At 61.9% G+C, this 24,454-nt stretch carries 27 protein-coding genes; 14 read left to right on the top strand and 13 right to left on the bottom strand.

All coding sequences use genetic code 11. The annotated features are described in order from the left end of the window. Position 1: 1 nt before the first annotated feature. The 7 genes from lnt to miaB all read right to left on the bottom strand — a co-directional run bounded on the left by lnt (position 2) and on the right by miaB (position 6,575). Complete coding sequence (gene lnt / locus KUV51_RS14660) at positions 2–1,519, bottom strand: apolipoprotein N-acyltransferase (protein WP_222522373.1); 1,518 nt, start codon at positions 1,517–1,519, stop codon at positions 2–4. Next, a complete protein-coding gene (locus KUV51_RS14655; protein ID WP_222522372.1) occupies positions 1,516–2,403 on the bottom strand; it encodes a hemolysin family protein in 888 nt (295 codons plus the stop codon). Before KUV51_RS14655 ends, lnt begins: the two co-directional genes overlap by 4 nt. A gap of 46 nt (positions 2,404–2,449) precedes the next feature. After that, complete coding sequence (gene ybeY / locus KUV51_RS14650; protein WP_222522371.1) at positions 2,450–2,944, bottom strand: rRNA maturation RNase YbeY; 495 nt, start codon at positions 2,942–2,944, stop codon at positions 2,450–2,452. 56 nt (positions 2,945–3,000) lie between these two features. Continuing rightward, complete coding sequence (locus tag KUV51_RS14645; RefSeq protein ID WP_222522370.1) at positions 3,001–3,993, bottom strand: PhoH family protein; 993 nt, start codon at positions 3,991–3,993, stop codon at positions 3,001–3,003. Positions 3,994–4,139: 146 nt separating this feature from the next. After that, positions 4,140–4,442, bottom strand: a complete 303-nt coding sequence (locus KUV51_RS14640) for a hypothetical protein (protein ID WP_222522369.1) — start codon at positions 4,440–4,442, stop codon at positions 4,140–4,142. A 10-nt stretch (positions 4,443–4,452) separates the two neighbouring features. Then, positions 4,453–5,052 carry an OmpA family protein gene (locus KUV51_RS14635; RefSeq protein ID WP_410001080.1) on the bottom strand — a complete coding sequence of 200 codons (600 nt, stop codon included), beginning with the start codon at positions 5,050–5,052 and terminating at the stop codon, positions 4,453–4,455. A 200-nt stretch (positions 5,053–5,252) separates the two neighbouring features. Next, positions 5,253–6,575 carry a tRNA (N6-isopentenyl adenosine(37)-C2)-methylthiotransferase MiaB gene (gene miaB, locus KUV51_RS14630; RefSeq protein WP_222522368.1) on the bottom strand — a complete coding sequence of 441 codons (1,323 nt, stop codon included), beginning with the start codon at positions 6,573–6,575 and terminating at the stop codon, positions 5,253–5,255. Positions 6,576–6,692: 117 nt separating this feature from the next. On the opposite strand from miaB, the gene KUV51_RS14625 reads away from it, so the two are divergent. After that, a complete protein-coding gene (locus KUV51_RS14625) occupies positions 6,693–7,559 on the top strand; it encodes a glycosyltransferase family 2 protein (RefSeq protein WP_222522367.1) in 867 nt (288 codons plus the stop codon). Positions 7,560–7,666: 107 nt separating this feature from the next. On the opposite strand, the gene irrA is transcribed toward KUV51_RS14625, so the two are convergent. Together irrA and KUV51_RS14615 are read right to left on the bottom strand one after the other, a co-directional pair. After that, entirely contained in the window at positions 7,667–8,086 is a 420-nt protein-coding gene (gene irrA / locus KUV51_RS14620; RefSeq protein WP_222522366.1) for an iron response transcriptional regulator IrrA, read from the bottom strand. A gap of 73 nt (positions 8,087–8,159) precedes the next feature. Next, entirely contained in the window at positions 8,160–8,945 is a 786-nt protein-coding gene (locus KUV51_RS14615; RefSeq protein WP_222522365.1) for a 2OG-Fe(II) oxygenase, read from the bottom strand. A 132-nt stretch (positions 8,946–9,077) separates the two neighbouring features. Here KUV51_RS14615 and fabA point away from each other — a divergent pair, with 132 nt between their 5' ends. The 3 genes from fabA to KUV51_RS14600 are packed head-to-tail and all read left to right on the top strand — an operon-like array spanning position 9,078 to position 11,651. After that, complete coding sequence (fabA, locus tag KUV51_RS14610; protein WP_222522426.1) at positions 9,078–9,587, top strand: bifunctional 3-hydroxydecanoyl-ACP dehydratase/trans-2-decenoyl-ACP isomerase; 510 nt, start codon at positions 9,078–9,080, stop codon at positions 9,585–9,587. A 33-nt stretch (positions 9,588–9,620) separates the two neighbouring features. After that, positions 9,621–10,850, top strand: a complete 1,230-nt coding sequence (gene fabB / locus KUV51_RS14605; protein ID WP_222522364.1) for a beta-ketoacyl-ACP synthase I — start codon at positions 9,621–9,623, stop codon at positions 10,848–10,850. Positions 10,851–10,859: 9 nt separating this feature from the next. Beyond that, positions 10,860–11,651, top strand: a complete 792-nt coding sequence (locus KUV51_RS14600) for an enoyl-ACP reductase (protein WP_222522363.1) — start codon at positions 10,860–10,862, stop codon at positions 11,649–11,651. A gap of 3 nt (positions 11,652–11,654) precedes the next feature. On the opposite strand, the gene KUV51_RS14595 is transcribed toward KUV51_RS14600, so the two are convergent. After that, the gene (locus KUV51_RS14595; protein WP_222522362.1) at positions 11,655–12,635 is read right to left on the bottom strand and encodes a glycerophosphodiester phosphodiesterase family protein; all 981 of its coding nucleotides are present in this window, start codon (positions 12,633–12,635) and stop codon (positions 11,655–11,657) included. A gap of 148 nt (positions 12,636–12,783) precedes the next feature. Here KUV51_RS14595 and KUV51_RS14590 point away from each other — a divergent pair, with 148 nt between their 5' ends. Further along, complete coding sequence (locus KUV51_RS14590; RefSeq protein WP_222522361.1) at positions 12,784–13,155, top strand: hypothetical protein; 372 nt, start codon at positions 12,784–12,786, stop codon at positions 13,153–13,155. 45 nt (positions 13,156–13,200) lie between these two features. On the opposite strand, the gene KUV51_RS14585 is transcribed toward KUV51_RS14590, so the two are convergent. Continuing rightward, complete coding sequence (locus KUV51_RS14585; RefSeq protein WP_222522360.1) at positions 13,201–13,635, bottom strand: peptidylprolyl isomerase; 435 nt, start codon at positions 13,633–13,635, stop codon at positions 13,201–13,203. A 133-nt stretch (positions 13,636–13,768) separates the two neighbouring features. Between KUV51_RS14585 and KUV51_RS14580 the strand changes: the two genes are divergently transcribed. The 9 genes from KUV51_RS14580 (at position 13,769) to KUV51_RS14540 (ending at position 23,241) form a co-directional block, all read left to right on the top strand. Beyond that, positions 13,769–14,455: a haloacid dehalogenase type II gene (locus tag KUV51_RS14580; protein WP_222522359.1), complete on the top strand. Its 687-nt coding sequence runs from the start codon at positions 13,769–13,771 to the stop codon at positions 14,453–14,455. After that, entirely contained in the window at positions 14,452–15,270 is an 819-nt protein-coding gene (locus tag KUV51_RS14575) for an alpha/beta fold hydrolase (RefSeq protein ID WP_222522358.1), read from the top strand. Before KUV51_RS14580 ends, KUV51_RS14575 begins: the two co-directional genes overlap by 4 nt. Next, on the top strand, positions 15,267–16,238 hold the full coding sequence (locus KUV51_RS14570) for a threonine/serine dehydratase (RefSeq protein ID WP_222522357.1): 972 nt from the start codon (positions 15,267–15,269) through the stop codon (positions 16,236–16,238). Before KUV51_RS14575 ends, KUV51_RS14570 begins: the two co-directional genes overlap by 4 nt. Next, positions 16,235–17,425: an endonuclease/exonuclease/phosphatase family protein gene (locus KUV51_RS14565; RefSeq protein WP_222522356.1), complete on the top strand. Its 1,191-nt coding sequence runs from the start codon at positions 16,235–16,237 to the stop codon at positions 17,423–17,425. The genes KUV51_RS14570 and KUV51_RS14565 overlap by 4 nt, the downstream gene beginning before the upstream one ends. 4 nt (positions 17,426–17,429) lie before the next feature. After that, positions 17,430–18,218: a 3-oxoadipate enol-lactonase gene (gene pcaD, locus KUV51_RS14560; protein ID WP_222522355.1), complete on the top strand. Its 789-nt coding sequence runs from the start codon at positions 17,430–17,432 to the stop codon at positions 18,216–18,218. A 3-nt stretch (positions 18,219–18,221) separates the two neighbouring features. After that, a complete protein-coding gene (locus KUV51_RS14555; RefSeq protein WP_222522354.1) occupies positions 18,222–19,544 on the top strand; it encodes a lyase family protein in 1,323 nt (440 codons plus the stop codon). After that, entirely contained in the window at positions 19,541–20,770 is a 1,230-nt protein-coding gene (locus KUV51_RS14550) for a TCR/Tet family MFS transporter (RefSeq protein ID WP_222522353.1), read from the top strand. Before KUV51_RS14555 ends, KUV51_RS14550 begins: the two co-directional genes overlap by 4 nt. 74 nt (positions 20,771–20,844) lie before the next feature. Continuing rightward, positions 20,845–21,936, top strand: coding sequence for a Zn-dependent alcohol dehydrogenase (locus KUV51_RS14545; protein WP_222522352.1), 1,092 nt, complete (start codon positions 20,845–20,847; stop codon positions 21,934–21,936). Between the two features lie 72 nt (positions 21,937–22,008). Continuing rightward, complete coding sequence (locus tag KUV51_RS14540; protein ID WP_222522351.1) at positions 22,009–23,241, top strand: mandelate racemase/muconate lactonizing enzyme family protein; 1,233 nt, start codon at positions 22,009–22,011, stop codon at positions 23,239–23,241. Here the strand turns inward: KUV51_RS14540 and KUV51_RS14535 are convergent. Together KUV51_RS14535 and KUV51_RS14530 are read right to left on the bottom strand one after the other, a co-directional pair. Further along, positions 23,238–23,762 carry a CIA30 family protein gene (locus KUV51_RS14535; protein WP_315898834.1) on the bottom strand — a complete coding sequence of 175 codons (525 nt, stop codon included), beginning with the start codon at positions 23,760–23,762 and terminating at the stop codon, positions 23,238–23,240. The genes KUV51_RS14540 and KUV51_RS14535 overlap by 4 nt on opposite strands. Beyond that, entirely contained in the window at positions 23,759–24,451 is a 693-nt protein-coding gene (locus KUV51_RS14530) for an RraA family protein (protein ID WP_222522350.1), read from the bottom strand. Before KUV51_RS14530 ends, KUV51_RS14535 begins: the two co-directional genes overlap by 4 nt. Positions 24,452–24,454: the final 3 nt, after the last annotated feature.

The following is a 24,454-nucleotide window of genomic DNA, read 5'->3' as shown; positions in this document are numbered from 1 at the left end:
CTTACGCCTCGGGTGCGGGGGCGTCAATGGGCTGCGCGCGGCGTGTTCTTGCCCGTTGCAACACCGCGCCAATCAGACCTAGCATGATGAGCACAACCCAAGGCAAATCCCCCGTCCGGCTGTAAAGAGTGGCCGGGCCCGGCGCAGGCAGCAATGCGTCCACGTATCCCGCCTGATTGAGCGCAAGTGCGGCTGTGATCCTACCCTTTGGATCGACAACGGCAGAAATCCCGGTATTGGCAGCGCGGATCAGGGGCAAACCCTGCTCGATCGCCCGCATCTGCGCCTGTACCAGATGCTGCTGTGGCCCCGACCGCATGCCGAACCAGGCGTCATTGGTCAGCTGCATCAGAAAATCCGGACGCTCGGGAGATGCCCCAACGTCATGGGCAAACACCGCCTCGTAGCAGATCAGCGGCAGCGCCATACCCAATGTCCCCATGTCCAGAAGCTGCGGTCCCGGCCCGGATGTGTACCCCCCATCCACCCGATCTGCGATGGATTGAATACCAAGCCTGCGAAACAGACCCGGCAAGGGCATATATTCCCCGAACGGCACCAGATGGTGCTTGTCATAGGTCTGTGTCACCTGCCCCGTCGCATCCAACACCGCCAGGCTGTTGTAGTACCGACCCGCCTCACTTCGCTGAATACCCAGCACAACCGGCGCACCGCGGGCGGCGTCTGCAATAACATCAAAGGCCGGTTGCGCCTGTTCCAACAGGTAGGGCAGTGCTGTTTCAGGCCAGACAACCAGGTCAGGCACATCGCCATCGGCGGTGTAGTCGATCTGGCGGTTGATAAAGACGGGGATACGCGCGGGATCCCACTTTTCGTCCTGCGGCGCATTGGGTTGCACAAGGCGAACGGTCTTTTCGGTAAGCAGGCTATCCGAGACGTGCAACGGAATCACGCCGATGACCGCTGCGCCCAAAACGACCACGGCAACCCTCGTCCATTCACGTGACGCCGACCAAGCCAGACCTGCCACCGCGGTCAACAGCAACATTGTTCCATGGGGTCCGCCCCAGGCCAGTGCCTGCCCCGCCACGCCTCCGACAAGCGCCTGAGGCGGCGTGGCCCAGGGAAAACCCGTCAGCACGTAGGCGCGAAGTATCTCGGCGCCGGTCAGGGCAAAGACCAGCACCCAAGCCCGCGCGCAGGCCCATCGTGAGAAGGCGAGCGCCGCCCCCCAAAACAGGCCAAGGCCGATGGACAGAAAAAGAAGCGCAAAAGGCGCCATCCATCCCGTTGTCGCCGCATCAACCTGAAACGGTTCCGTGATCCAATTGAGCGTGACAGCAAAATATCCGGCGCCAAGGGCAACACCCAACACTCCCGCCGCAACCGTTGATCGCGCAATGGACAAAATACCAAAGGCGGCAATCAGCGGGATCAGGATCGCGACAGACAGGTCAAACGGTGCATGGGACAGCGCACCCAGTGCCCCTGCCAGCAAAGCAGCCGCAGCTTGCACCCAAAGCGGGCCTTGGGCAAGCCGGGCGCTCAACTGCCTCATTCAGCAGGCTCCGACCCGCTGGGCCGCACCCGCAGGCGTTTGATACGCCGTGGGTCGGCATCAATGACTTCGAATTGTGGGCCATCCGGGTGCAGCACCACCTCGCCCCGCGCAGGCACACGGCCTGCAAGCATGAAAACAAGGCCGCCAAGAGTGTCGATCTCTTCCTCATCAACATCGTCGTGAGTGGTCAGAGACACGCCGATCTCCGCCTCGAACTCTTTCAACGGCGTCTTGGCCAGTGCCAGATAGCAACCAGTTTTTTCGCGGGTATAGAGCACACCTTCGTCCACGTCGTGCTCGTCCTCGATATCGCCGATGACTTGCTCGATCAGGTCCTCGATGGTGACCAGGCCGTCTACACCGCCATATTCGTCAATCACCAGCGCCATGTGCCGCCGTTCCGTCTGCATCTTGGTCAGCAAGACCCCGATGGTCATGGACGGCGGAACAAAGAGCAGAGGACGAAGTCGCGCACGCAGATCAAAGTTAGCCGCCCCACCGTTGAATCCGTGTTGCAGCGCCACGTCCTTGAGGTGTGCAAATCCGATAGGTGTATCCAGCGTACCCTCAAAGACCGGCAGTCGGGTGTACCCGCTGTCCTTGAACACCTCCACCAATTCGTCGAGCGACACGGTATCGGCCACTGCCGTGATATCGGCCTTGGGCACCGCCACGTCCTCGACCCGCAAGCGGCGCAGGTTGTTCATGCCGTGGGATTGGGGGCGAGGTGCAGCGGGTTCGGACGAGACGTCTGTGCCGTCGTTCGGGCTGAGCGCGCCGATGACGCGCGCGAGAAAGCCACCGCTTTTCGAAGGTTCGGTCATGTCAGTATCTGACTGCGCGCGCTGCGCCGCGTCAGACGATCCGTCGATATCGCCCATTGGCTCCTATCCAAATCAAAAACGGGGCATTGCCCCACAACAGCGCCTAATATGGGTTAGGCAGACCCAGTTTGCCAAGTGTTTCGACCTCAAGCTGCTCCATCCGCGTGGCGTCGAGGTCACGAATGTGGTCGTAACCCAGCAAATGTAACGTTCCGTGAACAAGCAGATGCGTCACATGGGTTGCGAACGGCTTGCCCTGTTCGGCAGCTTCCCGAGCACACGTGTCATAGGCTATCGCGATGTCGCCAAGGCTGATCTCTCCGGTCGGGTCAGGGTGTGGGGGTCGAGGCGCGTCACCGTCGAGATCGGGCGACAGGTCTTCCTCCGGCCAGCTCAGCACATTCGTCGGCGCGGACTTGTCGCGAAAATCTGCATTCAGCACGGCGATCCGTGCGTCATCACACGCAAGCAGCGAGACGGAGGCGGAATGAATGCCCTGATCCTGTAGTGTCGCCGCAATGACATCCCGCGCCAAAGCCTCGAGCCCCGCCTCGTGCCAGCGGTGATCTTCGATCAGGATGTCGATATCATATGGCAAATATCCGAACCGGGGGTAGCCCCGAACTCCAGCGATGTCTTGAAACGCGGAAGAGCCTAGGCGCTCTCCGCGTCCGCCTCATAGGCTTCGATGATGGCGGCCACAAGCGGGTGACGCACCACATCCTTGGATGTAAAGTAGTTGAAGCTGATGTTGGGGATCGACTTGAGCAGCCGCTCGGCGTCCCAAAGCCCCGAGGCGACACCGCGCGGCAAATCGATCTGGGTCCGGTCGCCCGTGATCACCATGCGAGAGCCTTCGCCCAGCCGCGTCAGGAACATTTTCATCTGCATCGTCGTGGCATTCTGTGCTTCGTCCAACACGACAAAGGCGCGGCTCAGGGTGCGACCGCGCATGAAGGCGAGCGGAGCGATCTCTATCGTCTTTTCCTCTTTCAGCTTTGCCAATTGCTTGCCGGGCAGGAAGTCGTTCAGCGCGTCGTAGAGCGGCTGCATATAGGGATCGACCTTTTCCTCCTGCGTGCCGGGCAGAAACCCGAGGCGCTCGCCCGCTTCAACCGCCGGGCGGCACAGGATGATCCGATCCACATGACCCGAAATGAACATGGACACGCCGACGGCAACGGCAAGATAGGTCTTGCCCGTCCCCGCAGGCCCGATGCCAAAGGCCATTTCATTGTCGAACAGCGCCTGGACATAGGCCTTTTGCGCATCCGTGCGGGGCTCGACCAGTTTCTTTCGGGTCTTGATCTCGATGCGGTTGCCCACTGGCATCTCGAGTTGATCACCCTGACGGCTTCCGGTTCCCTCCGCTGACTGCCCCATACGCAACTCGCGATCCACGTCGGCCGGTTCAACCTCCTTGCCGGTTTCAAGCCGCAGGTAGAGTGCATTCAAGACCTCGCTGGCGCGTTTCTGCGCGCCCTCTTCTCCCATGACGGCCAGCACGTTTCCCCGTCTGACGATCTGCACTTCAAGCGCCGACTCGATTGCCGTCAGATGACTGTCATAAGGACCGCACAGGTCGATCAGCAGACGGTTGTCAGGGAATTCCAGGACCAGTTCCTGGGCTGGTTGGTCTAGGGTCAAATGCTGCTCCTTGAGTCTTTGTTGACCTTAGCGTTGCAAGTTCGGCGCCGGGGTGCAACGGGCGCCGACCCGATTTCATCCAAATGAAACAAAAAAGGGCCGGAGTGTTCGCACACTCCGGCCCCTGAACCTGTATGCAGGAAAAATCAGTTCGGATCCCCGATGCGCGAACCGCGCTTGAAATCGCCTGCAGTGTAAGTGGGCTGAGCAACACCGGAACACACCGGCTTGCCATATTTGTCGAGCCGAGCCGACAGATACCCTTCCACACCGTCGTCGATGATCCAGTGATCACATCCGTTGGGATCAACCCATATACCGGCCTGAAGCTGGCTCAGGTCCTTCCGATCCGTTCCACGGTCCACAGTCTTGTCCGCCGGAAGACCGTCTCCGCACGCCGCCAAGGTCAGACCCGCAATGATGAGAGGGACGAATTTCAATTTGGTCATGATACGCCCCTTACTGAATGCAGATGATTTCGACACGGCGGTTGGCCGCCATGCCTTTGGCTGTGTTGTTCGGCTGCGCCGGCAGACGTTCGCCGTAACCGCGAACATCGGCGATCCGTGCGCCTGATTGCTGAGCCACTGCCGCAACGGCATTTGCACGGTTCAAGGACAGGCGCAGGTTATATGCGTCGCTGGCCCGGCTGTCGGTGTGACCGGTTATGATAAAGGCTTGCGCAGTGGAGCCGCGGAAGAATTCCGCCAGCCGCTGCTTGCCTGCCGCATGGATACGGAAGCTGTCGGTGGCAAAAAACTGGTCCGTATTCATCACGCCACACAGGTTCCCGCGACGGCAAACCGGGATGCCCTTACGGTTGACGTGCGGGGTCATGTAGCCCTCCGCCCCGTCGTCCATGACCCAGTGCTCGCAACCATCCGGGTCCACCCAGATCGTCGGAATATATTGTCCATTGTCGCGGCCCTGTTGCGACCGTGTGTCGGTGCTGAATGTCTGCGCAGACACGTCAGACACCATGAATGACGTCAACGCCACAGCGGTGGCAGCCGCCGTGGTCAGAAGCCTATCAACTGTTTTCGAAAAGAATTTCGCCACAGCCCTGTCCTTTTTTTGTTGGTCCCCCACAAGGATCACCAACAAGTCTGAAACCAGACGGACCCTTGCTACACTGCTGCAAAGACTAGGAAAAAATTAACGACCTGTGAACCCGCTTTTACCAGATATTGTGCTCTAAAAAGGGGGGCTTACAACTGATCCGAGCCTTTTTCGCCCAAAATCGCGGCAACTGATCGGGATCAATCGATTACACCGGCAAGTGAATTTGCCGCTGCGTCAACGATTCTCACTTGCGCGATGTCGCCCACGCCGACAGGCGCATCGGCAACGTGCACGGCGTGAAGATACTCGCTCTTGCCACCCATCTGACCCGGCAGGCGCCCCGGCTTTTCAAACAGAACGCTGACCGTGCGGCCGACCATACTGCTCTGAATGTCTCGCTGCTGACGGGTGATCAGTGCCTGCAGCCGCTGCAAACGGTCATCCGCTGCCGCCGGATCGACCTGCGGCCGTTCTGCGGCCGGTGTGCCGGGGCGGGTCGAGTATTTGAAGCTGTAGGCATAGCCGTAGTTCACTTCTTCCACCAGATCGAGCGTGGCCTGAAAGTCTTCCTCCGTCTCTTCCGGGAAGCCGACGATGAAGTCCCCGGACATCAGAATGTCGGGCCGTGCGGCACGGATACGCTCGATCAGCCGCAGGTAGCTATCCGCGGTGTGGCTCCGGTTCATCCGCTTGAGGATCCGGTCGCTGCCGGACTGCACCGGCAGATGCAGGTAGGGCATCAGCTTCGAACAGGTACCATGCGCTTCGATCAGATCGTCGGTCATGTCGTTGGGGTGGCTGGTCGTGAAGCGGATACGCTCCAGCCCGTCCACCTTGTCCAAGTCCCAGATCAGCTTGGCCAAAGTGTAATCCGAGCCATCCGAGCCCGCACCGTGGTAAGCGTTGACGTTCTGCCCAAGCAGGGTGATCTCGCGCACACCACGTTCAACCAGATCGCGGGCTTCTGTCAGGATACGATCGACCGGACGGCTGACTTCAGCGCCGCGCGTGTAAGGCACAACACAGAAAGCGCAAAACTTGTCGCACCCTTCCTGCACCGTCAAAAACGCGGTCGGGCCACGTTGCGCCTTGGGACGGCGTTTGAGCTTCTCGAACTTGTCTTCTTCCGGAAAATCCGTGTCCAGCGCCTTTTCCCCGGCTCGGGTCTTGGCCTCCATCTCCGGCAGGCGGTGATAGCTTTGCGGGCCCACAACCAGATCGACCATGGGCTGACGGCGCATGATCTCTTGCCCTTCGGCCTGCGCCACACACCCGGCCACCCCGATCTTGAGATCGGGCTTGTCCGCCTTCAGCCCCTTGTAGCGACCCAGTTCGGAATAGATCTTCTCCGCCGCCTTTTCCCGGATGTGACACGTGTTCAGCAGGATCATGTCCGCATCATCCGGTGTCGACGTTTCGACATAGCCCTGCCCGCCCAGCGCCTCGGCCATGCGTTCGCTGTCATAGACGTTCATCTGACAGCCATAGGTCTTGATAAAGAGCTTCTTGGGCGTCGACATGGGCCTGGATCCCGGGTTGTGCGGATTGAGTGCGCCGCTTAGCAGTCCCTAGGGCGTCTTGCAATGCGGCGCCGATTAACGGAAATTTGACCCCACGAACGCCACAAGGGACGGGCCATGCAATTCGACAGTCTGAACAGTTTCCTCGCAGACAAAGAAGCGGTTCCAAGGAAAGGACCGGTGGCGTTGATCATGGCCGAGGACGACGTCGAGTTGGACACGACCCTGCGGCACCACCAGCAGGCAGGGTTCAAGCACATCATCGCATTCATGAGCAAACGCTTCGAACTGGCGCGTGACCTGTCCGAAGAGATCATCCGCATCGACTTTGATACATCGATCCCCGGCGCCTTGGAAACCGCTGTCAATGGCGTGATCAAGGCCGTGCCGGAAGGCACGTGGATGTTTTATTGCTACAATGCGGAGTTTCTGTTCCACCCGTTTTGCGAGACACGCACCGTCGGCGAAATGCTGGCCTTCCACACCGAAGAACGGCGCGACGCCATGCTGACCTACGTGGTTGATCTCTATGCCGACGACCTGTGGACCTGTCCTGATGCCGTATCGTTGGACCGCGCGCATCTTGACCGTTCGGGCTACTACGCCTTGGCACGCAAGGGATCAGACGGGCACCCCAAGGACCGGCAACTGGATTTCTTTGGCGGGCTGCGTTGGCGGTTCGAGGAACACGTGCCCGAAGCGCGGCGCAAGATCGACCGCATTTCGCTGTTCAAAACCAAACCCGGTCTGCAATTGCGCGAGGATCACACGTTCAACGACGAAGAATACAATACATATGCGTGCCAATGGCATCACAACCTGACGGCGGCAATCTGTTCGTTCCGGACGGCAAAGGCGCTCAAACTGAACCCCGGCAGCACCTACGACATCGAGACGTTCAAGTGGCACAATTCAGCGGCCTTCGAATGGCACTCGCGCCAACTGCTTGACCTGGGGTTGATGGAACCCGGGCAATGGTTCTAGGCGCCCTGTCCGCAAGCGACCTTCACATCAAAACCAGTAGATTGCAAAACGCGGTCTACCCTGCATGGCAGCAGTGTTCTCTAGAACTGGTTTGACGATGTGCCGGGTCAGGTTTTGCGCCGCAAACGGATTACAACATCAACAGATGCAATCTCGGCACCCTCTGGCGCGTCGGGCAGCTGAGCAATGACGAGTTCGTCCGACGGCGCATCGGTCAGCTTCGCTTCGTCTTCCCAGAAGAAATGGGGGTGGTCGTGCGTGTTGGTGTCGAAATAGCTTTTCGACCCATCCACGGTCACTTCCTGCATCAGCCCGGCATCACAGAACGCGCGCAGCGTGTTGTAGACCGTCGCCAGCGACACCGCTTCCCCTTCCGCCTTGGCTGACTCAAACAGGCTTTCCGCGGTCACGTGCCGGTGCTGACCGTCCCCGATCAGCAACGTCGCCAGTGTCACACGCTGCCGCGTCGGGCGCAGCCCGGCGCCTGCCAGCCATTTGATACCTGTTTCTTGCTGCGTCTGGGTCATACCGTCCTCGTGGCGTTACCCTACATATAAAGGACCATCGTTTTGCAATTCAATCGCAAAAGGGGGATGCGCACTATGCCACACGCCCAAAAAAGCCCATCTGCTCGTCTGCGGTAAAGGCACGGCCCGGCGTGTCGTAATGTGACAGCACCGCGACAATACGAGAGGTGCCCTGCCCGACCGTGGACACACGATGCGCCGTGTTTACGCCCAGAAAGACGTTCAGCGTCCCCGCAGACTGGGCGAGCGTCGTGGGTGTGATCCGGCCCTCCAGCAGATCGGCGATACCTGCGTGATTGGGATCATCTTCACTGCGCAGATCCTTGGCATATTCGAAAAGACCGCCCTCGCTCGCCTCCTGCAACAGGAGCGTGGTGGTAAAGATCGAGCGATCGAAGTGCCAGTTCAGCGCTTCGCCCGGTCGATACTCCAGCACGTTCAGCCCAGCGAGGGCGTCGTCCATGATAAAAAGCTGCGACTTGTCCATGACCGCAGCAAGAAACGTCGCAAATTCCGGCCAAAGGTAAAGCTGGTCCAGCGCCGTGCCCCGCATCTGGTCATGGCACAACGTGTGATTTGCCGTTTCGACCTTTTTCAGCGCGGGATCATCCGGCGCGAGCCCTTCGACCGCATCCTTGAAATAGATATTGTGGGCGCGGCGATGGTGAAAACTCTCGGCCGCCATACGGGGATGTACGTGACCCAGAACGTCGGCAAGCGCGCCCGGCCGGATGAAGCCAGGCAAATTGAACAACCCATCGCGCTCAAGCCATGCCTTCGCTTGTCTCACCAAGGCGTCCCAAGCAGCGCTGCCAGGCATGTGAAGGGGATAGCGATCGAGGTCGATAATGTGTTCCATGCGCGCGACCCTGCCGCAGCAATCACAAGCTGGCAAGCCGCAGCCGCCACCCTTGCGCCCTTCGCCCGGGCGGTGCTAGAGGGGCCGGAACCCTGTGAACGGGACCACATGCGCGACCAATACGAGGCCCCAATGGCAGACTACCCCACCCGTTTTGACAAAGACGACCTGTTGAAATGCGCCCGCGGCGAGCTCTTTGGCCCCGGCAATGCGCAGCTGCCCGAACCGCCAATGCTGATGATGGACCGGATCACCGATATCTCCGGTGATGCCGGGGAACACGGCAAGGGGCATGTGGTCGCCGAGTTCGACATCACTCCGGACCTTTGGTTCTTTGACTGTCACTTTCCCGGCAACCCGATCATGCCCGGCTGCCTTGGCCTTGATGGTCTGTGGCAGCTCACCGGCTTCAATCTGGGCTGGCGCGGTTGGCAAGGCCGCGGTTATGCCCTCGGCGTCGGCGAAGTGAAGCTCACCGGCATGGTTCGGCCTGACCGCAAGATGCTGACCTACTACGTGGATTTCACCAAGGCGATCCAGACCCGCCGCCTGACCATGGGTGTCGCCGACGGGCGGGTGGAAGCCGACGGCGAAGTGATCTATCAGGTCAAGGACATGAAAGTCGCTTTGTCAGAAAGCTGACCTGTCGGACCGAGGCCAGAAAGGACCCTGATCATGCGCCGTGTTGTTGTCACCGGTTTGGGAATCGTGTCGTCCATCGGCAATAATGCCGAGGAAGTGCTCGCCTCACTCAAGTCCGGAACGTCCGGGATCGTGGCCAGCGAAGAGATGGCGGAACACGGCTTTCGCAGCCAGATCGCCGGGACGCTCAAGCTGGACGTCAAGGAACACGTGGACAAGCGCACACTACGGTTCATGGGACCGGGTGCCGCCTATGCTCACATCGCCATGACGCAGGCGATCGCTGATGCGGGACTGGAAGAAAGCGACATTGTGAATCCGCGTACGGGCCTCGTTGCCGGGTCGGGCGGACCATCCACATCCGCCATGCTGACCGCGCACCAGACTGTGCTGAAAACCGGCGCGACCAAGCGCATCGGCCCCTTCGCCGTGCCCAAGTGCATGTCCTCGACCATCAGCGCGAACCTCGCGACCGGATTCAAGATCAAGGGCATCAACTACTCCATCACCAGCGCCTGCTCGACGTCGCTGCACTGCATCGGCAACGCGGCTGAACAGATCATGCTGGGCAAGCAGGACGTGATGTTCGCGGGTGGCGGAGAAGAACTGGACTGGACCCTGTCCTGCCTTTTCGACGCCATGGGCGCGATGTCTTCCAAGTATAACGATACCCCTGCCCGTGCGAGCCGCGCCTTCGACGCAGACCGCGACGGGTTCGTGATCTCCGGCGGCGGTGGCATCGTCGTGTTGGAAGAGCTTGAACACGCCAAGGCGCGCGGTGCCAAGATCTACGCGGAAGTGACAGGTTACGCCGCCACATCAGATGGGCACGACATGGTCGCACCGTCCGGCGAGGGCGGCGAACGCGCCATGCGTCTGGCCTTGCAAACACTGCCCGAAGGGCGCAGCGTAGACTACATCAACGCCCACGGCACCTCGACTCCCGTGGGCGATGTGGGCGAGATCGAAGCCGTCCGCCGCGTCTTTGGCGAGGGCAGCACGCCCCCCGTAAGCTCCACCAAGTCGATGACAGGCCACGCTCAGGGCGCTGCAGGGGCGCTCGAAGCGATTTTCAGCCTCCTGATGCTCGACAACGATTTCATCACGCCATCCATCAACGTCGAAACCCTCGACCCTGACCTGAACGCCTCCGAGATCGCGACCGAAATGCGGCCCGATGCAGGGCTTGATTCGGTGATGACGAACTCCTTCGGCTTCGGCGGCACCAACGGATCCATGATCCTTTCGAAATTTCACGGGTAGTATTTCGCCATGACAGGATTGCTGACAGGAAAACGCGGCCTTGTGATGGGCGTTGCCAACGACCGCTCAATCGCCTGGGGTATTGCCAAGGCGATGCACGAGGCCGGAGCCGAACTGGCCTTCACCTACCAGGGCGAAGCGTTCGGCAAGCGGCTGGAGCCTCTGGCGGCCAGCGTCGGGTCCGACTTCATGGTAGATGTGGACGTCACCGATGACGCATCGCTTGATGCCGCGTTCGACGCACTACAGGCCCGGTGGGACACCATCGACTTCCTCGTTCATGCCATCGCGTACTCAGACAAGTCTGAGCTGACGGGCCGGTTCCTGAACACCAGCCGGTCGAACTTTAAGCATTCCATGGAAATCTCGGCCTATTCCTTTGTCGAGGTCGCGCGCCGCGCGCACCCCATGATGGTCGAAAATGGCGGCACGCTGTTGACGCTCACCTATCTCGGCTCGAACCGGGTTGTGCCTAACTACAACGTGATGGGCGTGGCCAAAGCGGCCCTAGAATCCGCCACCCGCTATCTGGCAAATGATCTGGGACCCGAAGGTATCCGCGTGAATGCGATCTCACCCGGTCCGATGAAAACACTCGCTGGTTCGGCCATCGCAGGCGCTCGCAAAACGTACAAGCATACCGACCAGAACGCCCCGATGCGCTCAAACGCAACGCTTGAGGCTGTCGGCGGCACCGCGGTCTACCTTTGCTCGGATGCAGGCGCCTGCACCACGGGTGAGGTTGTCCGCGTCGATGGTGGCTTCCACGTTCTGGGCATGCCGCAACAGGATCACCTGTAGGTTCTACGGCGCAGCCCGGCGCGCGTCATTGAGCGGCCCGATCAGCTGGATTCGGTTCGTCCAGACATAGCCATCAAACCCATGCGGAACCTTTTCGAACGCATCGGCACTGTCGACACCGCTGGTGAAGCCTGATCCATCATAGGGCCCGATCAGAATGACATCGGTGCCCACGGCGCTCATTCGGCGCGTAAACCGGTGCGGCCAGCCCCACAGCGCCCAAGCATAATTCTGAGGGACAAGGACCATGCTGTTGCGGCAACCGGCAGGCACGTAGCCCGTCCAACCCAAGCCTATATAGCGCAGCAAGCACGCCGTTATGCTACCCTTTGAAAAGCCCCTCAAATCCTCGACTGCAGCAACGGCAAGTTCCGTCGGCGGAGCGCCCCCATAAACGCCGTACACCTGCGCCCGCCATGCGGTATCCTGCAAAATCTCCGCCAACCTTTCACCGTCCCCACGACGCTTGCTTTTGAAGTTAATCAGGAACTGGCCATCGAGCTCGGCCCGAAACACCTCGTCCAACGACGGCATTTGACCCACTGCCGTGCCGCGCAGGGGAAATGTACCGCTCCCGTCGTCAATCCGGTAACCCAGATCAAGGGCCTTCAAATCAACAAGCGCTTGTTCATGCGTCACGCCTGCCCCATCCGTCCGGCAATCGACGGTCCAGTCATGAAACACGGCAAAAGCGTTGTCGGTCGTCCGGTGCACATCCAGTTCAACGACATCCGCGCCCAGCCGAAACGCCTCTTCCATGGACCCAATCGTGTTGGCAATGAACGGATGCGTGACCGGCTCGACCGGAGCAGCATGACACCCCTCGGTCGAACGATCCGTACCCACATAGATCTGTTGCACGCCGCGATGGGCAATCAACTTTGTGCTTTCGGCACTTCCGCCCCGCACCCAAATCGAGCTGTTGGCCAGCCAAATGGCAAACAGACCGACGGAAACCACCGTGAGTATGCGTTTAAGGGTCATGGGTCTCGGCAAACGAAAAGGACATCGACCGCAGCAACTCGGTCCACGCTCCTACCGTTGGTCGCTCTTAACCCATGGTCAACCTTTGACCCGCAAAACTGCGGAAAAGCGCCGTAAATCGGCCCATTTGCTGAGATAGGCATTTCACATGTTGCTTCGACACACAGACCCGGCCCGTCATGCCCGCATTCTGGAGCGCCGCGCCGCACGCGCCCGGCGGTCGAAATGGCTTGGGCGCGTGATCTTCTCGATGACGGGTTTCGGTCTGCTTATGATACTCAGAATGAACCCGGGCATTGTAGAAGATGTGGTCGCCCTGGCGCATGACGTGCCGCCCCGCACTCAGGACAGCAGCTTCGAGGCGCCAAGCGACGTTCATGTGCGGCGTATGCCGACAGATGCGGTGCCGGTGCGTCGCTTGGGGTCATCAGCGCCCGGACAAACAGAGCAAGTGGACATACAGGCACAAGCCGATGATGTCGCAAACACCTTGCGCGCCCTGACCCCAGGCGGTGGTTGAAGGGACGGTGGGTGGGGCGTCGTTCCGCGTCAGCGTGAACGCGCGTCAGCCAGCGTTGATCGACACCACTTCAAAATCAAAAATCAGGTCCTTGCCGGCCAGCGGATGGTTGGCGTCCAGCATGACCTCCTCCGCGCCCACCTCGACCACGGTCACCGGCATCGGTTGCCCCTGCGGCGTCTGCATCTGCAATTGCAGGCCCACTTCAAGCTGGATGTCATCAGGTATCGCATCCTTCGGCACACCTTGCCGCAAGGCCGGGTTGATCGGGCCGTAGGCCTGATCGCAGGGAATGCTCACCTTTTTCTTCTCGCCCTCGATCATCCCGGGCAAGGCAACATCGAGGCCAGGGATGATCTGGCCCGACCCTACGACGAATTCCAACGGGTCCCGCCCGTCCGAGCTGTCAAAGACGGTGCCATCCAGCAATGTCCCGGTATAGTGGATGCGCACCGTGTCGCCGTCCTTGATTGCCGCCATGATCCGTCTCCCAATAATTCTTGTCTGCCCGACAGATGCCACACCCTGCCTGTCAGTGTGAGTAGGGTAAACCCCACCTCGCCCCTTTTCGTCCCGGACGCCGCGTGCCAGTCTGCCGACAAAGGAGAGCGCCATGCCCATCACCACCTGTATATTCGATGCCTATGGCACCCTCTTCGACGTGGCCGCCGCTGCGCGCATTGCCGCATCCGAGCCCGCTTTCCCCCAGCTGGTCGACACGTGGCCCACGGTGGCCGAACACTGGCGACTGAAACAGCTGCAATACACTTGGCTGCGCGCCATCACCGGCGCGCACACGGATTTCTGGCAGGTCACGCAGGATGGCCTCGATTGGTCGCTCGAGCACAACGGATTGGGCGACGACCCGGCGCTTCGGAAACGGCTGTTGGCTCTTTACTGGGAGTTGCAGGCCTACCCGGAAGTGCCGGCAATGCTGCACACGCTCAAGGGCGCCGGTCTCAATACCGCGATCCTCTCCAACGGCTCGCCGGACATGTTGAACGGGGCCGTCCAGTCGGCTGGTATCGGCGACGTTCTTGACGACTGCCTGTCCGTCGAAAGCGTCGGCATCTTCAAACCCGACGCACGGGTCTACGACCTCGTCGGCCAGCGCTTTGACTGCGCGCGGGACGAGGTGCTCTTCGTCTCCTCCAATGGCTGGGACGCGGCAGGTGCCACCGGCTACGGCTTCACCACAGCCTGGGTCAACCGCGCCGGTGAGCCAATGGACCGCCTTCCCTGGACCCCCGCACATGTGCTGTCCGACCTCACATCCATCCCGGAGCTTGCAACCGCATGAGCACATTCCAAACGTCCGACGGCCTCACCCTCTATTTCGAGGATGAGGGTCAGGGCCTGCCCCTCCTGTGCCTGCCCGGCCTGACGCGCACGACCCAAGACTTCCAATACGTGACCCCACACCTGCCCCCCTGCCGGTTGATCAAGATGGACTACCGTGGGCGTGGACGCTCGCAATGGGACGAGAACTGGCAAAACTACGCCCTGCCCATCGAAATCCGCGACGTGATGGAACTGATGGACCACCTGTCCATTGCATCGGTCGCCATCCTCGGCACCTCGCGCGGTGGGTTGAACGCGATGGGCCTCGCCGCTGCGGCGCCGGACCGGCTCCTGGGCGCGGCGCTGAACGACGTCGGCCCCGAACTCGACCCCGCAGGTCTCGCCGGGATCATAGCCTATCTCGGCAAACGCCCCGCCGCCCGCACCCATGCCGAGGTTGCAGCCGCCCTGCCCCATGTCCTCAAAGGGTTTGACGGCGTGACAGCCGAACGCTGGATGCAAGAGGCGCAGACACACTTCATTGAAACCGACGACGGCCTAGACATCACTTACGATCCACATCTGCGCGACGCGGTCGAAGCGGGAGGAGAGGTGCCGGACCTCTGGCCCTTCTTCGACGCGCTTGCAGGCAAGCCGCTGGCCCTGATCCGCGGCGCGGGATCCGACCTGCTCAGCGTCGACATTGCCCGGAAGATGCAGGATCGGCGCCCGGACATGATCTATGCCGAGGTGCCGGGCCGTGGCCACGTCCCTTTCCTTGATGAACCCGAAGCACTGCACGCAATACGCGCCTGGATGGAGCAGATGATATGAATATCGACATGATCCGCGCCGCAGCCACCCGGCTCAACGGGCACGCACGCGCAACACCCCTGCTGAACTCGCCCTTTCTGGACGACATCGCGGGCCGCCGGGTGTGGATCAAACCCGAATGCCTGCAACACACCGGCAGCTTCAAGTTCCGTGGCGCGCTCTCCGCCCTATCCGCGCTGGACGACGCCACGCGCAGTGCGGGCGTTATCGCCTTTTCAAGCGGCAACCATGCTCAGGGCGTCGCACTGGCCGCGCAAATGCACGGCGTACCCGCCGTCATTGTCATGCCCAGCGATGCGCCGAGCCTGAAGATCGAGAACACCAAGGCACTCGGCGCCGAAGTCGTCCTCTACGAACGGGGCTCCGGCAACCGCGACGCCATCGGCGCGCAACTGGCCGAAGAACGTGGCCTGACCCTGATCAAACCCTTTGATGAACCACAGGTGATCGCAGGTCAGGGAACAACGGGCCTTGAGATCGCCGAACAGGCGGCCGCCGTTGGCGTGGTGGCCGCCGACGTGATCGTCTGCTGTGGCGGGGGCGGTTTCACCAGCGGCATCGCCCTCGCGCTGGAGGCCGAAGCCCCCGGCCTGCGCGTGCGCCCGGCCGAGCCAGACGGGTTCGACGACGTGACCCGCTCGCTCCGTTCCGGCACCATCGAATGCAACACCGCTGTCTCCGGCAACATCTGCGACGCCATCATCACCCCGCAGCCCGGCGATCTGACCTTTCCCATCATGCACCGGCTCTGCGGCCCCGGTCTGGTAGTGAGCGAAGATGAAGCGCTTTACGCCATGGCGCAGGCGTTTCTCCGGCTCAAACTCGTCGCCGAACCGGGCGGCGCGGTGGCCCTTGCTGCCGCATTGTGTCGGCAGGATCAGATTGAAGGGGATGACGTGATCGTCACGATTTCGGGCGGCAACGTGGACCCAGACCTTTTCCAACGCGCATTGGACACACTTGAATGACCGACTTCACCATCGCCAGTTTCAACGTCAAGAACCTGATCGGCCCGGATCAGGAATACTACCGCTTCCAGTCCTACACGCCCGAGGAATACGCCTGGAAGGTCGACTGGCTGTCGGAACAGGTGCAAACTATGGACGCCGACATCGTCGGCTTTCAGGAGATATTCGAAGAAAGCGCCCTGCGCGCCGTGATCGACGCCGCGGATGCCGAAGGGACAGCCGACAACGCCCAGCACATCCCCGGCCCAGACAAACGCTACCGGCGCAAGGCGATCTTCCGCAAACTGGCCTATCGTCCCTATACCGACGCGGCCCTGGCGGTGGCGCCCAACGTCAACGATGCGGGCCCGGGCCAGAGGCGACCCGGGGTCGCGATCCTGTCGCGCTTTGGTTTCGTGGGAGAGCCCGAGATCATTCAGGACCTCGCCCAACCCGTCGACATCGACTTTGGCCCGATGGGTCCAGACGGCGGCGGCAGCTTTCGCCTGACCCGTCTCAGCCGCCCGATCCTGAAGGTGCGTGTACCGGTCGGTCGTCACGTCATTACGGTGTTCAATTGCCATTTGAAGTCCAAACTGGGTGAATTCGTCCGACCCGGCGGTGCGGAATTCCCACCCGAGGTAGACCTCACGAACTACGACCCCGTTGGCCGCGCGCTAGGAGGTTTGCGGGCCTCCTTGCGCCGCATGGCCGAAGCCTGGGTCCTGCGCCGCGCCATCGTCGCCGAGCTGCAAGCAGGCCACCCGGTCATCGCCATGGGCGATTTCAACGATGGCGAACACGCGGTCAGCTCCGAAATCATCAGCGGCGAGGTCCCGTTTAAGAACTACGCCTGGATGCTGCGCCACGACGCCGAAACGCCCCGCGACCGCTATTCGGAAGAGGAAGACGCACAGATCCGCGAAGACATAGAAGCGGTCCGCCTGCATTCGGCAGAAAAGCAATTCATCCGCAAATCCACCCGCGACATGGTCTATACGGCAGCGTTCGGCGGTGTGTATGAAAGCATCGACCAGATCTACATGTCCCGACACTTTCTGGCTGACGCCAAGGGAAGCATCGGACAGATGGACTATTTCAGTGTGCTGAACGATCATCTGACCGATGGCAGCCATGCCGAAGCGCCGTATAACAAGCTGGCCTCGGATCACGGGCAGATCATCGCGCATATGCGACTGAAGGATTAGCACCATGCACATGGCAGATCTGGGCGACGTCCGCCTGCACTACCAGATTGACGGACCGGACGAAGGCGCACCTGTCGTTTTCGTGAACTCGCTCGGCACCGATCTGCGGCTCTGGGACCCGATCCTGCCGCTGCTGCCCGATGGCCTGCGCATCCTGCGGTTCGACAAGCGCGGGCATGGCCTGTCGACCTGCCCGCCCGCACCCTATGCCATGGGCGCGCTCGTCAGCGATTGCGAACAGTTGATGGACATGCTGGGCTTCAAGGACGTGATGTTCGTCGGTCTTTCCATCGGCGGTATGATCGCTCAGGGGCTCGCCGTCAAACGCCTCGATCTGATGCGCGCCATGGTGCTGTCGAACACAGGCGCCAAGATCGGCACGAAAGAGATGTGGGCCGACCGCATTCAGGACGTGAACACCGGCGGCATCGAAAAGCTGGCAGATGCCGTCATGGACCGCTGGTTCTCGCGCGACTTCCACCAAGGGGTTGAACTTGAGCTGTGGCGCAACATGCTGACCCGCCAAGAAGATGAAGGATATGCAGGCTGCTCCGCCGCCATCTCCGGCACCGATTTTTTCTCGACCACAGCCAAACTGCGCCTGCCCACACTCGGCATCGCCGGATCCGAGGACGGCTCAACCCCGCCCGATCTCGTGCGCGAAACGGTGGACCTGATCCCCGGCAGCCAATTCCACCTGATCCGCCGGGCTGGCCACCTGCCCTGCGTCGAACAACCCGAAGAATATGCCCGCGTCCTTACCGACTTCATGCGCGCCACGGGGCATATCTGATCCATGGCCGCTTCGGTGTTTTCGTCAGCGCTCTATGCCAAGCTGTTCCCAACGGGCGACGTGGGACGGCTCTGGTCCGACAGCGCCGAGGTGCGCGCCATGCTGCTGGTCGAGGGGGCACTGGCCAAGGTCCAGGGTGCCCAAGGCGTGATCCCCGAGATCAGCGCCGCCTTCATCCACCGATCCTCACTGGAAGTGCAAATCGACCCAGGCGGCCTCGCCGACGCCACTGGACGGAACGGGGTCAGCGTCCCCGCCCTCGTGTCCGAGTTCCGCAAGGTGATGGAGGCACCGGAACACGCCCAATACGCCCATTGGGGGGCCACCAGCCAGGACATCATCGACACCGCCCTCATGCTGCGCATGCGCCAGACACTAGCCGCGCAAGAGGTAATACTACGTGCGCTGCTGAAAGTGCTCGGCGCGCAAGCCGACGCGCATGCAGATACCCCTATGGTCGCCCGCACCTATGGTCAGCATGCAACCCCGACAAGTTGGGGGGCTGTTCTGGCACAATGGGGGCAACCCTTGGCGGATGCGCTCGACGACCTATCGGCAGTGAAGTCAACCGCGCTCTGGGTCTCTCTGAGCGGCGCGGCAGGCACCGCATCTGCACTGGGGCCGCACAGCAATGAAACACGGGCGAAACTGGCTGACGCCTTGAAGCTGGGCGACCCCGGGCGAAGTTGGCACACGGACCGAGGACCCATCCTGCGTATCGCGGATTGGATGGCACGGATCGTCGCGACGCTCGCGGGTCTGGGTCAGACTGCCGTGGCGCTGACCGCCACAGACTGCGCCGAACTGGTGCTGCCCGGTGCGGGGTCCTCATCGACAATGCCGCAAAAACAGAACCCGGTAGGACCATCAGCGCTCGCCGCCCTTGGGCACCAGATGAACGGGCTGACAGCGAGCCTGCACGCCGCCGCCAGCCACCAGCACCAGCGCGACGGTGCTGCGTGGTTCACCGAATGGATGGTGCTTCCGCAGATCGCCCTGTCCTGTGCCGCAGCCTTGCACATCGCCGAAAACCTCGTGTCGCATTGGCGCCCCGACGCCGATGCTATGGCAGTCAAGTTCAACGGGCTGGGCGGCGTGCACGCAGAAGCGTTGAGCTTTGCACTCGCTGCAAACATGCCGCGCCCAGACGCCCAAACAGCGACCAAAACCCTGATCGCCGACGCCACTGCAAAAGGCAAATCGCTCGAAGCGGTAGCGCGAGCAGCCCATCCCGACCTGCCCGCAGACCTGTTCGACCCCAAGGCGCAGATGGGCACCGCACCAGATCAGGCCCGCAGCTTTGCTGCGCGGGTGGCTTCCCTGTGAAGCTGCCGGTCGTCTTCATCCTGCTGACGGTGATGATCGACGCCATGGGCATCGGGCTGATCGTGCCGGTCATGCCCGCTCTGATCCAGGAGGTTCAGGGCGCGGGCCTCGGCACAGCGGCCCTTTGGGGCGGTGTCCTCGCGACCACCTTTGCTGCGATGCAGTTCCTCTTCGGCCCGCTTCTCGGTGCCCTGTCCGACCGCTACGGACGACGACCGGTGCTACTGCTGTCGCTTGTCGTGCTGGCCATCGACTACCTGGTCATGGCCGTTGCGGGCTCAATCTGGTTGCTGTTGCTGGGCCGGGTGGTCGGTGGGATCACGGCAGCCACGCAATCAACGGCCAACGCCTACATGGCCGACATCTCGAAACCCGAAGACAAGGCCGCGAATTTCGGACTGATCGGTGCTGCCTTTGGCCTGGGTTTCGTGTTGGGCCCGGCACTGGGCGGCTTTCTGGCCGAATACGGCACACGCGCGCCGTTCTATGCCGCGGCAGGCCTTGCCGCCGCCAACGCGGTCTTCGGCTACCTCGTACTCAAGGAAACGGTCGATGACCGCATCCGCCGCCCCTTTGCGTGGCGACGTGCCAACCCGTTCGGCCTGTTCCGGCACTTGGCAAAGCTGCCCGGCCTCGGCCCACTCCTCCTGGTCTTTTTCATCTACCAGGTCGCCTTCACCGTCTACCCCGCAATCTGGGCCTACTACACGGCCGAGCGGTTCGATTGGTCGCCCGGTATGGTCGGCCTGTCGCTCAGCCTGTTCGGTATCTCGATGGCCGTGGTGCAGGGCGGGCTGATCCGGCCCATGCTGAGGCTGATGGGCGAACGGGGTGCCGTCATCTACGGCCATGTGGCGGACGTGGCGGTGTTCCTGCTGATCGGATTTGTCAGCTCGGGCACGTGGCTCCTGATCCTGACACCGCTTGCGGCGCTGCCCGCCGTCATCACACCAGCCCTGCAGGGCATCATGTCCAAGGCCGTCGGCGACGACGAACAGGGCGAGTTGCAGGGCGCGCTTGTTTCCATCGCCGCCCTTGCCATGATCGTATCACCAATGCTGATGACCTTCGTGTTCTACAGGTTCACCGAACCGGCAAACGGCATCTACCTGCCCGGCGCACCCTTCCTGCTGGCCGCCGTGCTGATCGCTTTGGCCCTGATGGTGTTCATGCGCAGCGCCCAGCCAAGGCGCTCACCTGACGTCAGCGGTTCAACTGCGCCCTGATCAGGTCGTTTTCCGACTTGCTTGCACCCAGCCACTGCGTCACCGTCGCGACAAAGACAGTCAAAGGTACGGATATGCAAACCATCAAAGCCGCCGTGTGCCACGACTTCGGAGCACCCCTCGTGGTCGAGGATATCCTGATCCGAGCACCGGAGATGGGCGAGGTTGAGGTGACACTGGACGCGGTGGCAATCTGTCATTCCGACATCTCTTACGCCGAAGGGGCCTGGGGCGGCAGCCTGCCCGCTGTCTATGGGCACGAGGCGGCTGGGGTGGTCAGCGCCGTCGGACCCGGCGTGGCCCGGCTGGCCGAGGGCGACAGCGTCGTCGTGACCTTGATCCGGGCATGCGGCACCTGCCCCTCCTGCGCCAGCGGCAAACCTACGATCTGCGAAACACCCTATGACGGCGACGCCGGGCCGATCCGTACGGCGGAGGATGGTAAACTGCATCAGGCCATGGCCTGCGGTGCCTTTGCCGAGAAGGTGGTCGTGGACCAGAAACAGCTTGTGAAAATCCCCGCTGACATGTCGAAAGAAGCGGCAAGCCTCATCGCCTGCGGCGTCATCACGGGCGTCGGCGCAGTGGTCAACGCCGCCGGTCTGCGCGCGGGGCAAGACGTGGTGGTCATCGGCGCGGGCGGCGTGGGACTGAACGCCATCCAAGGCGCACGCCTCGCAGGTGCCCGCCGCATCGTCGCCGTCGACATGACCGAGGAAAAGCTGGAAGACGCCAAGGCCTTCGGCGCGACCCATGGCGTGCTTGCCACACAAAAGTCACCCTGGCGCGCCAGCTACAAAGCGCTCGGTGGCAAAGGCGCCGAAGCCGTGATTGTCACCGTCGGCGCGATCCCGGCCTATGAACAAGCACCCAAATATATGGGCCGCGGCGGCAAGGTCGTCATGGTCGGTATGCCCCATTCTGGTGCGACGGCAGAGTACGAGCCAGTGATCCTCGCCGCCATTGGACAGGGCATGGTCGGGTCAAAAATGGGCGACGTGGTGATCCAGCGCGACATTCCGTGGATGGTGGACCTCTACCAGCAAGGGCGCCTGCAACTCGACAGCCTGATTTCAGGCCGCTGGTCGCTGGATCAGATCAACGAGGCCATCGCGGACACCAAGTCCGGGACAGCACGGCGGAACGTGATCCTGTTTGAGAGGTAAGAGGGGGCCAGCCCCCTCGGCCTATGGCCGCACCCCCGGGATTTTTTTGAACCAGAGAAGAGGGACCGCAAGATGAAGCTCAAGGACCTCGACATCATCATCACGGCGCCACCCGCCCCAGGTTGGGGCGGTCGCTACTGGATCCTCGTGAAGCTGACCACGGACAACGGGATCACCGGCTGGGGCGAATGCTATGCCTCCTCGGTCGGACCGGATGCGATGCGGGCCGTGATCGAGGATGTGTTTGCCCGCCATATGGAAGGCGAAAACCCGGAGAACATTGAACTGATGTTCCGCCGCGCCTATTCCTCGGGCTTCACCCAGCGCCCCGACCTCACAGTCATGGGCGCGTTTTCGGGGCTGGAAATTGCCTGCTGGGACATCCTGGGCAAGGCCCGCAACCGGCCCGTCTGGGCACTGCTGGGCGGCAAGATGAACGACCGCATCCGCGCCTACACCTACCTCTATCCCCTGCCCCATCACGGGCTCGACGCCTTCTGGACCTCGCCCGTTCTCGCGGCCGAAGCGGCGCTTGATTGCGTCGACCGTGGCTATACCGCCGTCAAATTCGACCCCGCAGGCCCCTACACCCTGCGCGGCGGACACATGCCGGGGATGCGCGACATCTCGATGTCGGTGGACTTCTGCAAGGCCATCCGCGAGGCCGTCGCCGACCGCGCCGACCTGCTATTCGGCACCCACGGCCAGTTCACCACCGCAGGCGCCATCCGACTGGGACAGGCGCTGGAGCCCTACGCGCCGCTCTGGTTCGAGGAACCGATACCCCCCGACGCGGTCGAGGAGATGGCCAAGGCCGCCCGTGCGGTGCGCATCCCCATCGCAACCGGCGAGCGTCTGACCACCAAGGCCGAATTCGCCCCCATCCTGCGCAGCGGAGCAGCCACGATCCTGCAACCGGCCCTCGGCCGCGCAGGAGGCATCTGGGAGATGAAGAAGGTCGCCGCCATGGCCGAGGTTTATAATGCCCAGATGGCGCCACATCTCTACGCAGGCCCCGTCGAATGGGCCGCCAACATCCACCTCGCCGCCTCTATCCCCAACCTCTTGATGTGCGAAACCATCGAAACGTCGTTCCACGACCAGCTGATCAAGGGCAGCATCCGGGTCGAGCGCGGCTTCATCACACCGCCCGAAGCCCCCGGTCTCGGCATCGACGTAGACGAAGATCTGGCCCGCGCGCACCCCTATACGGGCGACGGACTCCATCTGCAGATGCAGGAAGCCCCGTGCGACTACGAACGCGGCAACAACTTCGAAGGTGGCGCCCCCGCCCCGCGCGACTAGCGGTAGAACCGTACGCCTGACACGGCAATATCCGCCTGCATCTCGCGCCCGATGGCAAGGATGCCGATGCGGCGCAGCCTGCTCGGGTCGAACGACGCGTCGGTGCGATGCGCCTCAAATGCGGTGAAGGGGATTCGGATCGTCGTCCACGCCTCGTTTGCAACAAACTCGGACCTGAAGGATTGCCATGGCCGCGTCAGCGCATCGGTGCGCAAACGCAGGTCATAGCTCTCACCATTGCCCAGCACATCCAGCGCGACACCCGCATAGCCACTCGCGTCGAACGCACCACCGCCCGCCAGATCAAAGGCGATCTGAACAAAGCCGCCATTGTTCTCCAGCGAAACGGCCCCGGTCAGCCGAACAGCCTCGCGCCCCTCGACGACTTCGATAACCGCCTGCCCAGACGACACGCCCCCCATCACGGTGTCGGCCACGTATTCCCAGTCGGGGGTCAGAACCAGATCATCTGCCATAACCGGCGAACATAGCAGGGCAAAGGCGATTGCCCAGCGGATCACGTCCGCGCCGCCTCGAACGCGGCCCAGACCGCTTCGAACTCCTTAAAGCCGATCCGCTTGCCCTTCACCGCATCGAACACGATCTTCTCCGACCGCATCAGCGTTGCGATGGCATGTGCCAGCCCGGTCACCACATCCTCCGGGATGACCACCGCCCCATGCCGGTCGGCATGCACCAGATCACCGGGCCGAATGTCCAGCCCGTGGATACGCACCGGCTGGTCATAATCCACCACATGCACAAACCCATGGCTCGGCCCGATGGAGCCTGCGACAACCGGATAGCCGTCGGCCAGATCACCAAGGTCGCGCATCACACCGTCGGTGAGCGTTCCAGCCAGACCAAAAGCCTTGTGAATATTGGTGTTCACCTCGCCCCAATACGCCCCAATAGCGTTCGGCACATCCAGATCCTGAACCACACAGACCGACGGTCTCGCGCCCTCGGACATGTATTTGTAGTACGCCATGCGCCGCGCCTTGATCACACCTGGCGCTTCCGTCGGCGGCGCGAGCGCTCGAATGCGCGCAGTGCGAGCGTAGCCCACCATCACACCGTCCGGGTCCGACGCCAGCATCGTGCCACGGGTGAAGGCATTGAACCCACGCTTGCCCTGCGCCACCTCGATGGCGTTGCAGACCGTGGGCGTATCGACCGACTTCAGCAGATCATGAAGCGCGTCATCCATCGC

Origin of the sequence: Tateyamaria omphalii, assembly GCF_019802125.1 — a bacterium.
Classification (GTDB): Bacteria; Pseudomonadota; Alphaproteobacteria; order Rhodobacterales; family Rhodobacteraceae; genus Tateyamaria; species Tateyamaria omphalii_B.
Note: the sequence above shows the minus strand (reverse complement) of the source record. Positions and strands in the feature narration are given on the sequence as shown.